The sequence below is a fragment of the Ancylobacter sp. 3268 genome, assembly GCF_031456575.1.
GTDB lineage: Bacteria > Pseudomonadota > Alphaproteobacteria > Rhizobiales > Xanthobacteraceae > Ancylobacter.
The window spans coordinates 42,153-54,134 of record NZ_JAVDUX010000004.1; the positions used below are offsets into that span (position 1 = coordinate 42,153).

General features: G+C 65.5%; 15 protein-coding genes. 5 read left to right on the top strand and 10 right to left on the bottom strand.

The features are described from left to right. Positions 1 to 25 precede the first annotated feature (25 nt). Entirely contained in the window at positions 26 to 625 is a 600-nt protein-coding gene (gene phaR / locus J2X65_RS06465) for a polyhydroxyalkanoate synthesis repressor PhaR (protein ID WP_310199478.1), read from the top strand. A 103-nt stretch (positions 626 to 728) separates the two neighbouring features. On the opposite strand, the gene J2X65_RS06470 is transcribed toward phaR, so the two are convergent. The 3 genes from J2X65_RS06470 to mtgA all read right to left on the bottom strand — a co-directional run bounded on the left by J2X65_RS06470 (position 729) and on the right by mtgA (position 3,749). After that, a complete protein-coding gene (locus J2X65_RS06470; RefSeq protein WP_310199480.1) occupies positions 729 to 2,432 on the bottom strand; it encodes a GGDEF and EAL domain-containing protein in 1,704 nt (567 codons plus the stop codon). A gap of 276 nt (positions 2,433 to 2,708) precedes the next feature. Beyond that, positions 2,709 to 2,894: a 50S ribosomal protein L32 gene (gene rpmF, locus J2X65_RS06475; protein ID WP_018387408.1), complete on the bottom strand. Its 186-nt coding sequence runs from the start codon at positions 2,892 to 2,894 to the stop codon at positions 2,709 to 2,711. 183 nt (positions 2,895 to 3,077) lie between these two features. Beyond that, positions 3,078 to 3,749, bottom strand: a complete 672-nt coding sequence (gene mtgA / locus J2X65_RS06480) for a monofunctional biosynthetic peptidoglycan transglycosylase (protein WP_310199488.1) — start codon at positions 3,747 to 3,749, stop codon at positions 3,078 to 3,080. 139 nt (positions 3,750 to 3,888) lie between these two features. Between mtgA and J2X65_RS06485 the strand changes: the two genes are divergently transcribed. Both J2X65_RS06485 and J2X65_RS06490 read left to right on the top strand, forming a co-directional pair. Next, positions 3,889 to 4,818, top strand: a complete 930-nt coding sequence (locus J2X65_RS06485) for a farnesyl diphosphate synthase (protein ID WP_310199490.1) — start codon at positions 3,889 to 3,891, stop codon at positions 4,816 to 4,818. 96 nt (positions 4,819 to 4,914) lie between these two features. Further along, positions 4,915 to 5,184, top strand: coding sequence for a hypothetical protein (locus J2X65_RS06490; protein WP_310199492.1), 270 nt, complete (start codon positions 4,915 to 4,917; stop codon positions 5,182 to 5,184). 126 nt (positions 5,185 to 5,310) lie between these two features. Here J2X65_RS06490 and leuB read toward each other — a convergent pair whose 3' ends face one another. The 5 genes from leuB to J2X65_RS06515 all read right to left on the bottom strand — a co-directional run bounded on the left by leuB (position 5,311) and on the right by J2X65_RS06515 (position 10,093). Beyond that, complete coding sequence (gene leuB, locus J2X65_RS06495; protein ID WP_310199494.1) at positions 5,311 to 6,417, bottom strand: 3-isopropylmalate dehydrogenase; 1,107 nt, start codon at positions 6,415 to 6,417, stop codon at positions 5,311 to 5,313. 227 nt (positions 6,418 to 6,644) lie between these two features. Further along, positions 6,645 to 7,250: an NAD-dependent DNA ligase gene (locus J2X65_RS06500; RefSeq protein ID WP_310199496.1), complete on the bottom strand. Its 606-nt coding sequence runs from the start codon at positions 7,248 to 7,250 to the stop codon at positions 6,645 to 6,647. A 178-nt stretch (positions 7,251 to 7,428) separates the two neighbouring features. Then, positions 7,429 to 9,000, bottom strand: a complete 1,572-nt coding sequence (locus tag J2X65_RS06505; RefSeq protein ID WP_310199498.1) for a GMC family oxidoreductase — start codon at positions 8,998 to 9,000, stop codon at positions 7,429 to 7,431. Between the two features lie 15 nt (positions 9,001 to 9,015). Next, a complete protein-coding gene (locus tag J2X65_RS06510) occupies positions 9,016 to 9,564 on the bottom strand; it encodes a Twin-arginine translocation pathway signal (protein WP_310199499.1) in 549 nt (182 codons plus the stop codon). A gap of 133 nt (positions 9,565 to 9,697) precedes the next feature. Continuing rightward, positions 9,698 to 10,093, bottom strand: coding sequence for a VOC family protein (locus J2X65_RS06515; RefSeq protein WP_310199500.1), 396 nt, complete (start codon positions 10,091 to 10,093; stop codon positions 9,698 to 9,700). 208 nt (positions 10,094 to 10,301) lie between these two features. On the opposite strand from J2X65_RS06515, the gene J2X65_RS06520 reads away from it, so the two are divergent. Both J2X65_RS06520 and J2X65_RS06525 read left to right on the top strand, forming a co-directional pair. Further along, entirely contained in the window at positions 10,302 to 10,805 is a 504-nt protein-coding gene (locus J2X65_RS06520; protein ID WP_310199503.1) for a hypothetical protein, read from the top strand. Beyond that, a complete protein-coding gene (locus tag J2X65_RS06525) occupies positions 10,772 to 11,020 on the top strand; it encodes a hypothetical protein (RefSeq protein ID WP_310199505.1) in 249 nt (82 codons plus the stop codon). Before J2X65_RS06520 ends, J2X65_RS06525 begins: the two co-directional genes overlap by 34 nt. Positions 11,021 to 11,041: 21 nt before the next feature. Here the strand turns inward: J2X65_RS06525 and J2X65_RS06530 are convergent, their stop codons facing one another. Then, positions 11,042 to 11,371: a ribbon-helix-helix domain-containing protein gene (locus tag J2X65_RS06530; protein WP_310199506.1), complete on the bottom strand. Its 330-nt coding sequence runs from the start codon at positions 11,369 to 11,371 to the stop codon at positions 11,042 to 11,044. Between the two features lie 78 nt (positions 11,372 to 11,449). Continuing rightward, positions 11,450 to 11,830: a RidA family protein gene (locus J2X65_RS06535; protein WP_310199507.1), complete on the bottom strand. Its 381-nt coding sequence runs from the start codon at positions 11,828 to 11,830 to the stop codon at positions 11,450 to 11,452. Positions 11,831 to 11,982: the final 152 nt, after the last annotated feature.

Consider the following 11,982-nt stretch of genomic DNA (forward strand, 5'->3'; position numbering starts at 1 on the left):
GAAACCAACAAGGCAAGCGGCTCCTATGGCGAAATCCAACGAACCCGTGACCATCAAGAAGTATGCAAACCGCCGGCTCTACAATACCGGCACGAGTACCTATGTCACGCTCGAGGATCTGGCTTTGATGGTGAAGAACGGCGAGGATTTCGTCGTTTACGACGCCAAGTCCGGCGAGGACATCACCCACTCGGTGCTGACCCAGATCATCTTCGAACAGGAGGGCAAGGGTCAGAATCTGCTGCCCATCAACTTCCTGCGCCAGATCATCCGCTTCTATGGCGACAGCATGCAGATGCTGGTGCCGCGCTACCTCGACATGTCGATCGAGAATTTCACGCGCGACCAGGAAAAGTTTCGCGAGCAGTTCGCAAAAACCTTCGGTGTCGGCGGATTTCCCACCGGCGGCTTTCCTGCCGGCGGCTTCAGCGCGATGGAAGAGCAGGTGCGGCGCAACATCGACATCTTCGACCGGACCTTCAAGATGTTCCTGCCCAACGCCCGCGAAGAGGCCGCCCCCGCCGCCCCTGCGGTGAAGGCCGACGATCTCGACGAGCTGAAGCGACAGGTCGCCGAGATGCAGAAGCGCCTCGACAAGATCGGCGACGCCGACCCCAAGAAATAGCCGGGAAGAAGCATAACCGGGAAGAAAAATAGCCGCGCCGAAACAACCGCGCGAATCAACCCTGAGGCGGCGCTGCCGGAGCGGCGCCCGGGAAAAGCCGCTTTCAGCCCGGCAGCGGCTGCGGGGCGGCAAGGCCGATCAGTTCACCTTGCAGATAGGTGCAGCCCCATTCGACGAGCCGGCTCGCGGTCGGCTCGTCAAGCACCCACTCGGCCACTGTGGTGACGCCGAGATGGGCGGCAAGCTCGATCAGCGCCCGGACGAAGTGGCTGTCCGGCTCCGACCGCACCAGCCCGCTGACGAAGCTGCCGTCGATCTTCAATATGTCCACGTTCAGCTCGCGCAGACTGCGGAACGACGTGTAGCCGACGCCGAAATCGTCGATCGCCACCCGGCAGCCGAGCTCATGCAACCAGTCGATACGCCGCCTTACATGGCCGATATCGACAAGGCGGGCGCTCTCGGTGATCTCGACGATGAGCCGCCGGCACAGCCCGTCACCGGCATGGCTCTCCATCAACCGCAGCCAGCTGCCATCGTCGAGATTGGTCGGCGACACGTTCACCGACAGAGTCAGCTGCGGATCGGCGGCAAGCGTGGCGAAGGCCAGTTGCAGCGTCCGCCGGTCGATCAGCCCGGTCAGGCCGAAACGCTCGGCGGTGGGAATCACCGCCGCACCATCCAGCACATAGCCATTGCGGCCCCGTACACGCACCAAAGCCTCGTGAAAGGCGATGCGGCGGGTGGCGGCCGCCGCTACCGGCTGAAAGGCGAGGCCGACCCGCTCCTCGTCCAGGGCACGGACGATCGTGTCGGCGAATTGGAGATTGGCACACTGCTCGGCGGCGCGATCGATGGCCGGATCGAAGATCGCGAAACTGCCGCGGCTGCGATGCCGCGCATGGTACAGCGCATCCTGAACGCGGCGGAAGACATCGGCCAGCGTCCCGGCCTGCACCGGCACGGTCAGCGCCCCGGCGGTGACGCCGGCGGCGACCACACCGCGCTCGGTGCTTGGCGGCTTTGCATTGACCGCATCCACGATGCCATGGACCCGCGCCGCGAAATCCTCGCCCGGGCGCAGCCGCAACAACAGGCCGAAACTGCCGACCGAACAGCGCCCCATGGCTTCGCCTTCGGCAAGCTCGGCCCGCAGCCGACGGCGGAAAATCTCGATCACCTCATCGACGGCGTCGAAGCCATAGGTGTCGTTCAACCGTACGAGATCGTCGATCTCGATGAGGATGACACCGAACGGCTCGCCCGTCCGTCCCGCGCGCTCGAGCCAGTCTTTCACCAGCATCGCCAGCGGGCGGCGGCCGGTGCCGGCATTGGGCAGAACCTGGACGGCGGCCGGCGCCGCGGGCCGCCCCTGCCCGCCGGCCGTATCGGCCTTGATCAGGCCGAGCACGCGCTCCACCCGGCCCCCGGCATCGAAATGGCAGACGCCGCGATCGATCACGTGCAGTTCGCGCGCACCGTCGCGACCCGGCAGCCGGATACTGTAGCGGATGTCGAACTGCTTCGATTCGCCGGCAAGTCCGGCGGAAAGGCATGCCTCGACCGCTGCGGCGCGCCCGCCCCCGCTGCCCGGCGTGACAATCGCCGCATAGCCGTTGCCGCTGGCGAGTTCGCGATTGACATCCGGACCGAGAAAGGCGGCGGCGGAGGCACTCCATTGCAGGCGGTCATCGGCGAGGCACCATTCATAGGCGGCGCTGTCGACCGTCTCATGGGCCTGCACGATGTCGTTCAGCGTGGCCACGCCGCCGAGATCCGGCACGGCCGAGCCCGTCGCGTCAGACATCAACACCCGTCGCTCCCCGTGCCCTGCCCCGCCGATCCCATGATGCGCCGCCCACCCCCCTCGAACTCGGCCTTCGCACGGACATGCCCGTGACCCGCCGCCAACCGAGTCGGCGGACGGCGAACAGCTCTTGAAGAGTTGGACGATGCGCCAGCCACAGGAACGGTGCAAGCCGAGACAGCGGCCACACGACAAAAAGCGCGGCCGATGACGACCGCGCTTCGTTCATTGTGTCGCGAGAGCATACCTCGAAGAGCGGGGAAGCCCGCCCCCGGCTCAGGCCTCGGCCTTGACCTTCAGCACCTGCCGGCCCTTGTACATGCCGGTCTTGAGGTCGAGGTGATGCGGACGACGCAGCTCGCCGGAATCCTTATCCTCGATATAGGTGGGCTTGGCGAGGGCATCGGCCGAGCGGCGCATGCCGCGACGCGACGGGCTGGTTTTCTTCTTCGGAACGGCCATTGTCTCAACTCCTGTGCCGGCGGTCCTGTCTTGGCTTGCCTCGCAATTCCTTTATGGAATGTCCGAGGGGGCCGGCGCCGGGATAGCTCGTATTTCGAGTGGCGGCTTATACAGACTCATGCGCGCGAGTGAAAGGGGGGCCGGACCGAAACTGCACTCTCGCCGGCGGCTTTCACTCCATCCCTACAAACCAAGGCATGCGGAGAGTTCCGCCCCCTCGCGCGGCAATCGCGCCTGCAGCCGGCTGGCGAGGCGCGACAGGCCCGGACCCGGCTTGGCGGCGTCGCGCCGATGGGGGTTCGGCAGCATCACCGCCAGCAGCGCCGCCTGGCGCGCGCTCAGCCGCAGCGCCGGAACGCCGAAGGCCCGCTGCGCCGCCGCCTCGGCGCCGAACTCGCCATTCGGTCCCCATTCGGCGATGTTCAGATAGATCTCGATCTGCCGCCGCTTGCTCATGACGAGGTTGAGATAGAGCGCCAGCGGCATTTCCAGGCCCTTGCGGACGAAGCTGCGCCCGTTCCAAAGGAACAGATTCTTCGCCAGCTGCATGGTGATCGTCGAGGCCCCCCGCGCCGGCTCGCCATCCTCGGCGGTATCCATGACATTCTGCAGCTCGACGAGATCGATGCCGTTATGCTGGCAAAAGCGGGCGTCCTCGGAAGCCAGCACGCTGCGGACCAGCGCCGGCGCGATCGCTTCCAGCGGCACCCAGCTCTGCTCGACCCGCTGGCCGGTCGCCCAGCGGGCCAGCATCAGGGTGGAGGCCGGATTGACCGCAGTGTAGAGAAGACCCAGCACAAGCGGCGCCAGCACGATGACGAACGCCGCTCTCCAGACCCATACCAGCCCGCGCATCCCAACTCCCCTAGCCGACGACTGAAAACCTAGACGGTCCCATCGGTTCCACCAAGCCGCGTACGCCCGTCGCGGCCCGGAACGCTTGACCGCGGCGATCGGCTCGGGCACGCAGCCCTGGATCCGACGGATAGGCATCATGACTGACACCGCTCCCCCTGCCGAAACGCTCGCCGACGCCCTTGCCCGCTGCGCCGAGGCCGTCGCCGTCGAGCTCGACCGGGTGATTGCCCGCGCGCAACCGGTCAGCGATCGGCTGATGCGCGCCATGCGGCATGCGGCGCTGGCCGGCGGCAAGCGGCTGCGGCCTTTCCTGGTGATCGAAAGCGCGGCACTGTTCGGCGTGCCGATGCCGCGCGCGCTGCCGGCGGCGACCGCGCTCGAATGCGTGCATTGCTACTCGCTGGTGCATGACGATCTGCCGGCCATGGACAATGACGACCTGCGCCGCGGCCAGCCGACCGTCCATCGCGCCTATGACGAAGCGACCGCCATCCTCGCCGGCGATGCCCTCCTCACCCTCGCTTTTGAACTTCTCGCCGAGCCGGCGGCCGATCCCGACCCGGCGGTGCGAATCGCCCTGGTGGCGGCGCTCGCCCGCGCCGCTGGCGGCGAAGGCATGGTCGGCGGGCAGATGCTCGACCTCGCCGCCGAGGGGCGGTTCGCCGATGCCGGCCGCCCCGCCCCGGACCTTTCCGGCGTCGCCCGGCTGCAGGAGCTGAAGACCGGCGCGCTGCTGCGCCAGGCCTGCGCCGCCGGCGCGCTGCTGGGGCGCGCCTCGCCGGCGGAAGCGGCGGATCTGCACAGCTATTCGCAGGCCATCGGACGTGCCTTCCAGATCGCCGACGACCTGCTCGACGTCGAGGGCGACGCCGTCGCCGTCGGCAAGGCGGTCGGCAAGGACAGCGCCGCCGGCAAGGCGACATTCGTCGAATTGCTCGGCGTCGCCGGGGCGCGGGCCGAGCTGGCAAAGCTGGTCGAGCAAGCCCATGCCGCTCTCGCCGGCTTCGGCACGCGGGCCACACTTCTCCAGGAAGCGGCACGTTTCATCGCCGAAAGACGGAATTAATCCTGCCGCCATCTCGACGTACGCCCGGCTTGTCTCCATCTTGAGGGTGACGTAAGCGTCGCTGCGCGATGCCGGATGCGTCGCCCGGAGGTTCACATGCGTTTCATCCCGCTCGCTCTTGCCCTTGCCGTTGCCGGCTCCGCTTTTGCGGTGCTGCCCGCCGCCGCGCAGGATTCGACCCGCCTCACCATCCGCAAGCTGCCGGAACGCTCCTATCTCGATCCCGGCCCAAATGTGCGTCCCGGCACCAGCCGCGACCTCAACTATATCGGGCTGAACAATTTCCGCTTCCCGAGCTACGGCACCGACAGCACCATCACCGGCACCCGCTGGCCGCTGCCCGGCCCCTACGAACTGCCGCGCTGAACCGAGCCGCCGCGGGGAGCCGCCACGGTTCCTGCGCCTCCGGGCCCAAACGAAAAGCCCGGCCGTCATCTCTGGCGGCCGGGCTTTCGTATTTTATGCCGACGATTCGGTTAGTCCGCCGCCCGCTCAGCCCGCCGCCAATTCGGCGAGAAGCGCGTCGCCCATGCCGTCGGTGCCGACCACGGTCGCGCCTTCCGACTTGATGTCGTTGGTGCGGTAGCCCTTGGCCAGCACGCCGGCGATCGCCTTCTCGATGCGGTCAGCGACATCGCCCTGGCCGAAGGAATAGCGCAGCGCCATCGCCAGCGAGCCGATCATGGCGATCGGGTTGGCCAGGCCCTTGCCGGCGATGTCGGGCGCGGCGCCATGCACCGGCTCATACAGCGCGCGACGCTTGCCGGTTAGCTCCTCCACCGCGCCGAGCGAGGCGGAGGGCAGCATGCCCAGCGAGCCGGTGAGCATCGCCGCCACGTCGGAAAGGATGTCGCCGAACAGATTGTCGGTCACCAGCACGTCGAATTGCTTGGGCGCGCGCACCAGCTGCATGGCGCAGCTATCAGCGAGCTGGTGCTCCAGCGACACGTCGGTGTAATCGGCGCCGTGCACCTCGCTCACCACCTGCTTCCAGAGCACGCCGGACTTCATCACATTGTGCTTTTCCGCCGACACCACCTTGTTGCGGCGGGTGCGGGCGAGCTCGAAGGCGACGCGGGCGATGCGCTCGATCTCGTAGGATTCGTAGACCTGGGTGTCGACGGCACGCTTCTGGCCGTCGGCGAGATCGGTAATGGTCTTGGGCTCGCCGAAATATACGCCGCCGGTCAGCTCGCGCACGATCAGGATGTCGAGCCCCTCGACCAGTTCGCGCTTGAGGCTGGAGGCGTCGGCGAGCGCGGGATAGCACAGGGCCGGACGCAGATTGGCGAACAACTGCAGGTCCTTGCGCAGCCGCAGCAGGCCGGCTTCCGGGCGCGCCTCATAGGGCACATGGTCCCATTTCGGGCCGCCCACCGCGCCGAGCAGGATGGCGTCGGCGGCAAAGGCGCGCTTCATCGCCTCTTCGGAAATCGGCGCGCCGCACTGGTCATAGGCGGCACCGCCGACGAGGTCCTCCTCGACGGCGAAGGAGGCGAGACCGGCCCCTTCGAGCCAGGCCAGCACCCGCTTCACCTGCGCCATCACTTCGGTGCCGATGCCGTCGCCGGGAAGGAGGAGGAGCTTGTGGGTCGCCATGGGGATCTCTCGCCTATGCTGGGCTGAATTATTGGGCGAGCGAGTGCTAATGGCTGGCGCCGCGGCTGGCAAGCGGCGGAGCAGCGTGGAGCGCCATCCGCCACGGAAGGAAAACGCGCCGCCCCTGGGCCGGCAGCGAGGGAGACGGGCCGCCGGGGACAAGGACGACCATCGCTCGCATTCCCGGTCCGGGAACAGTGAAACGACACCTTCGCCGCTCGACATCTCTACAGGTGCCGTCGCCAATGTTCCTCGGCGACGATGGAGATGGGTATTCCGCCGTCGCGCCATTCGACGGCCTGCATGATCTTGTTTCCGAAAGAGGAATGCTTCCAGGACTCCGTCGCATAGGCACCGATCACCAGCACGTCGGTCTTTTGCGTCATTCCACCGATCTCGGCTCCCCGCTCGACGACAGCGGCTTCGCAGTGTTTCCTCTGGCCGTAATTGAAGGTGCCAGTGAAGCAATAACGCTTGCCATAGAATGTAAGGCTTGGGGCCGGGCGGCAGAGCGGCAAACCGGTTGGCTTCAGGACTTCGCCAAGCTCGAAGTTGCCGGTCGTGAAGCGGCTCAGCGTTTCGAACAGCTCTGCCCCTTCCGCGGAATCATAGACTCCATCGCCCAGTATCTCCGCCACGCGCTGATAGAGCACGCGGATAAGCGGCTGATCGCTGACGCCGAGATTGGCCGCCAGCCATTTCTGCAGGAACTCGGCCTCGGCCTCGTTGACCTGCCCGTCCGCGATCAGCCCACGCGAAATGCCGATCAGTTCGTCGATTTGTCGACTGGTCAGGCGATCATTGTTCACCCTAGCGTAAAATGCTTCGTCCACGATGCCCTCCCAAAGTTCCCTTCATGGTAGCATCGAGCATTCATGACACGTCAACTCCCGGCTGCATCGCGGATAAGGACAGCCGTCGTCACCTCGAAGTCGATGCACAACGGAGCCTTGCCCCGCCGGGTGAGACGCGGATAACCGGAGCGGTTAGCTCCGGCCATCCACAGTTCCCTCACATCGCGTTCTTCGACATCTCGCCGGCGATGAAATCCGCCTGCCTGATCGCCAGCGCCACGATGGTCAGCGTCGGGTTCTCGGCGCCGCCGGTGGTGAACTGGCTGCCGTCCGAGATGAACAGGTTCGGGATGTCGTGCGTCTGGCCGTGCTTGTTCACCACGCCGTCGCGCGGCTTCTCGCTCATCCGGTTGGTGCCGAGATTATGCGTCGAGGGATAGGGCGGCGTCGGCAGGGTGCGTACCGCGCCGACCGCCTCATACATCGCCGATCCCTGCTTGTAGGCATGGTTGCGCATGGCGATGTCGTTGGGATGGTCGTCGAAATGCACGTTGGCCACCGGCATGCCGTTCTTGTCCTTCACATCGGTGTTCAGCGTGACGCGGTTGGTCTCCTGCGGCATGTCCTCGCCGACGATCCACAGCCCGGCCGTATTCACATAGCCGTCCATGGCGGAGGTGAAGGAGCGGCCCCAGCCGCCGGGATCGAGGAAGGCGGCCATGAACGGCACGCCGAGCGACAGCGTCTCCATCTCGTAGCCGCCGACGAAGCCGCGCTTGTCATTATGCCCCGCCTCGTCGCGCACGATGCCGGCCATGGTGGTGCCGCGATACATGTGCACCGGCTTCTCGAAGATGCCGTAAACTGAGCCGGTCATGTGCCGCATATAGTTGCGCCCGACCTGGCCGGAGGAGTTGGCGAGCCCGTCCGGGAACATGTTGCTGGCGGAGTTGAGCAGCAGGCGCGGGCTCTCGATCGAGTTGCCGGCCACCGCCACGATGCGGGCCTTCTGGCGCTGGGTCTTGCCCTCGGCGTCGACATAGACGACGCCGGTGGCCTTGCCGGAAGCGTCGTGCTCGATCTGCAGCACCATCGATTCCGGGCGCACCTCCAGATTGCCGCTGTCCTCGCCGCGCGGGATCTCGGCGATCAGCGTCGACCATTTGGCGCCGGACTTGCAGCCCTGGAAGCAGAAGCCGATCTGCTGGCAGGCGCCGCGATCGGCGCGCGGCTGGCTGTTGATCGCCATCCGCCCGGTCGACACCTCGGTGTAGCCGATCTTCTTGGCCCCGGCCTCGAACACCTTGAAGTTGTTGTTGCCGGGCAGGCCGGGAATGCCGTTGGTGCGCGTCACCCCCATCTTGTCCTCGGCCTTGGCGTAATAGGGCTCGAGCTCGGCGAGCGTGATCGGCCAGTCGAGCAGGTTGGCGCCGTCGAGGTCGCCATAGGTCGAGCGGGTCCTGAACTCATGCTCCTGGAAGCGCAGCGAGGCGCCGGCCCAGTGCACCGTCGAGCCGCCAACCGACTTGACGATCCAGGCCGGCAGGTTCGGGAAATTCTTGTGCACGCGCCACGAGCCGGAGGTGGTGCGCATGTCGGTCCAGGCGAGCTGGGCGAAGCTCTCCCACTCGTTATTGACGAAATCCTCCATATTGTGCCGCTTGCCGGCTTCGAGGATCACCACCTTGACGCCCTTGAGCGCCAGCTCGGTGCCGAGCGTGCCGCCGCCGGCACCGGAGCCGACGATGACGACCACGGAATCATCGTTGAGATCGAAAGGTGCAGCCATGTTCGTGCCCTCCCCTCACAACCAGCTGATGTCGCTGAAGCCGCGGTCGATGTAGCCGCCCTTGTCGGCCGAGGAGCCCTCATAGCCGAAGATCGGCCACACCTCCTCCTGGTTGTAGAGGCCGACCACGAGGCCACCCCTCACCTTCTGGAAGAAGGCGCTGTCCTCGATCTCGCGCAATAGGGCGACGCGCTGGTCCTCCCAGCCGAGATCGACATAGGGCACGCCGTGCCGCGCCTTGGCGAGGGTGTCGAGGGTGATAACCCCCTCCTCCACCATCGCCTTCAGCGCCGGATCCTTGGCGGCATCGGCCTCGTAGGGCTTCATGGCGATGGCGTAGAAGCGATCGGCGATGCGGTCGTGCGGATAGACGTCGCGCGCCATCACGATCAGCGTGCGCATGGTCTCGGGCTTGAGAGCGACGACTTCGAGGCCCCACGCCTCCCGCGGGCTGATGACCGCCAGACCGGAGATCATCAGCGCGCCGGTGGCGCCGATCATCCCCAGAATGTTCCGGCGCGAGACGCCGCGCGAAGGGTCGCGCCTATCGATCAATATCGTCATGGCTTCCTCCTGGTTGTTGCTGTTCTTGTTTCGGCAAGTTGTTCCGAAGGTCCTGAAAACGTTGGCGCGTCTTTCTGGTTGGACTTCGAGAATTTTCCTTTCACCGGAGGGCAAAACCCGGTGGAAGGAGGCTTTAGCGATAACGACCGTGCTTCTGAAGCACTTCGATCTTGTAGCCGTCAGGATCGGTGACGAAGAAGAACTTCGCCAGCAGCGCTCCCTCGCGGAAGAATTCCTTCACCGGATTGGGATTGAGGCCGAGTTTCTCGAAACGCGCATGCTCGGCGTCGAGATCCTCCACCACGAAGGCGATGTGGCCGTAGCCGTCGCCCAGCGCATAGGGCTCGGTTCGTCCGTGGTTGATGGTGAGCTCGACCTCGAAATCGGCGTCGGCATTGCGCAGATAGACGAGGGTGAAGCCGTCGAAGCCGAAGCGGTCGGCAATGCCGAGGCCGAAGGCCTTGGCGTAGAAATCGACGGAGCGCGCCTCGTCGAGCACGCGAATCATGGAATGAATGGCCTTGGCCACCTGGAACACCTCCACCGGGCGACGATCGCCCGCATGCCAGGATGCTAGGCTTCGGCCGGAGGCGATGGTGGTAGGCAGCTAACACATCGCAACGATGTGTTTTGGCGATGGCGGCTTCCGGCCCGTCCGCCGAGGACCGGCACCAGGGCCGCGACCTCGACGACGCTCGGCTGTCATGTCACCTTGGGCGCGGCGGGAGAGGCGAAGAATGAGACTTGGACTGGTATCGGGCGCCCATCCGCCGAAACTGCGGTCCCATATCAACCACCGCGTCTACGCTGAGCTCCACGGCCTGGACTATGAATACGACGCGCGGCGTTACGAAAACCTGCAAACCCCGCACTTCCACAAGTTGATGGCGGTTCTCGCCATCATCGAATCCTATGACTGGGTCATGTGGCTCGACGAAGACGCGTTCTTCACCGATTTCTCATTCGATGTGACGGGTTTGATAAGGTCGGAGCCGGCCGAGGTCTTTTTCGTCGCCTGCAAATCCCCCATCAGTCCGCAGGGCGGCTGGACCTTCCTCAACTCCGGAGTCTTCTTCGTCCGGAACTGCACCTCCGGCCGGAAACTGCTCAGCGACGCGCTCTCGGTTCCAAATCGGAGGTCAACGCGAAATGGAAACCGGAACTCTACGGCTTTCTCACCAGAGGCGAGCAGGCGCACATCATCCATGTGCTGCATAGGAACAATCTGCTGGACCACATAAAGCTGCACGACTTCCGGGCCTTCAACGCCCGGCCGTATCACTGGCCGGACGGATCGGAATGCGAGCTCTACCCGGTCGTCCATTTCCCCGGCTCGAAGAACAAGCTGACCGAGATTGACCGCTTCGCGTCCCGGTTTGGCCGCGACAGCACGATGGTTCCGCCGGCGTTGCTCTCGAGGCTCGGCCGCTCGATGGACCTCGAGCGCGACAGGTAGGTCGGCGATCGTCGGTGCCGGCTATTCGGCGGCTTCGAGATGCAGTGCGCTCGGGCAGGCGTAACGCGCGCGCGCGGGCTTCGGCGCGCTGCGCACCTCGTCGAGATAGATCAGGCAGGAGCAGCGCAGCAGCGAGGCGAAGTTGCGCACCTCGCCATGCAGTTCCAGCACCTCGTCATGCAGCTTGGTGACGAACTTGCCAAGGCTCATGCCCTGATGGGCGGCCACCTGTTCGAGAATCGCCCAGAAGGCCGCTTCCAGCCGGATCGAGGTGGAATGGCCGCCGATCCGCACCGAGCGGGTCTGGAATGCATAGGTCTCGGGGTCTTGGCCGGCGAAGATCTGGCACATGGAGCGTCTCCCGGAACACATTCTGGTTTTGAACGATTCCACTCCGGGAGCGCCCGGCTGTAAAGGCGAAAATACGCCTCAGGCGGATCGGCGCGCCGTCACCTCGATCTCTATCTTCATCTCCGGCCGCAAAAGCCCGGCGACGATGAGCGTCGCCGCGGGACGTACGGTGCCGAAATACTGGCCGAAAATCGGAAAGACGATGTCGGCGTATTCCGGGCGGGTGATGATGTAGCGCACCCGCACCACGTCGGCGAGCGCGGCACCGGCGTCCTTCAGCGTCGCGGCGATGTTGCGGAAGCAGCCATGCGCCTGCTCCTCCACGCTCTCCGGCAGCGTCATGGTGGAGTAGTCGTAGCCGGTGGTGCCGGAGACGAAGATGTCGTCTCCATCGACCACCGCCCGCGAATAACCGGCCTCGGCCTCGAAAGGAGAACCGGTGGAGATAAGACGGCGCATGACAAGGCTCCGGAGAGGGATCACGGCCGGTCGGCCACTCTCCTTCTTATCGCTCGCGTCGCGCAAGCTGAACCGCTCACCGGCAAAAACACGTGGATGCCCGGCACAAGGCCGTGCGGAACGGTATCGGGGAAACCGGCGCCAGCGTTTGG

What these genes read in the sequence shown, in the direction of transcription:
- J2X65_RS06530 (WP_310199506.1), bottom strand. Translation starts at nt 11,371, where the DNA reads ATGTGCCAGATCTTCGCCGGCCAAGACCCCGAGACCTATGCATTCCAG.
- rpmF (WP_018387408.1), bottom strand. Translation starts at nt 2,894, where the DNA reads ATGGCCGTTCCGAAGAAGAAAACCAGCCCGTCGCGTCGCGGCATGCGC.
- J2X65_RS06510 (WP_310199499.1), bottom strand. Translation starts at nt 9,564, where the DNA reads ATGACGATATTGATCGATAGGCGCGACCCTTCGCGCGGCGTCTCGCGC.
- J2X65_RS06490 (WP_310199492.1), top strand. Translation starts at nt 4,915, where the DNA reads ATGCGTTTCATCCCGCTCGCTCTTGCCCTTGCCGTTGCCGGCTCCGCT.
- J2X65_RS06505 (WP_310199498.1), bottom strand. Translation starts at nt 9,000, where the DNA reads ATGGCTGCACCTTTCGATCTCAACGATGATTCCGTGGTCGTCATCGTC.
- J2X65_RS06485 (WP_310199490.1), top strand. Translation starts at nt 3,889, where the DNA reads ATGACTGACACCGCTCCCCCTGCCGAAACGCTCGCCGACGCCCTTGCC.
- J2X65_RS06520 (WP_310199503.1), top strand. Translation starts at nt 10,302, where the DNA reads ATGAGACTTGGACTGGTATCGGGCGCCCATCCGCCGAAACTGCGGTCC.
- leuB (WP_310199494.1), bottom strand. Translation starts at nt 6,417, where the DNA reads ATGGCGACCCACAAGCTCCTCCTCCTTCCCGGCGACGGCATCGGCACC.
- J2X65_RS06535 (WP_310199507.1), bottom strand. Translation starts at nt 11,830, where the DNA reads ATGCGCCGTCTTATCTCCACCGGTTCTCCTTTCGAGGCCGAGGCCGGT.
- mtgA (WP_310199488.1), bottom strand. Translation starts at nt 3,749, where the DNA reads ATGCGCGGGCTGGTATGGGTCTGGAGAGCGGCGTTCGTCATCGTGCTG.
- phaR (WP_310199478.1), top strand. Translation starts at nt 26, where the DNA reads ATGGCGAAATCCAACGAACCCGTGACCATCAAGAAGTATGCAAACCGC.
- J2X65_RS06470 (WP_310199480.1), bottom strand. Translation starts at nt 2,432, where the DNA reads ATGTCTGACGCGACGGGCTCGGCCGTGCCGGATCTCGGCGGCGTGGCC.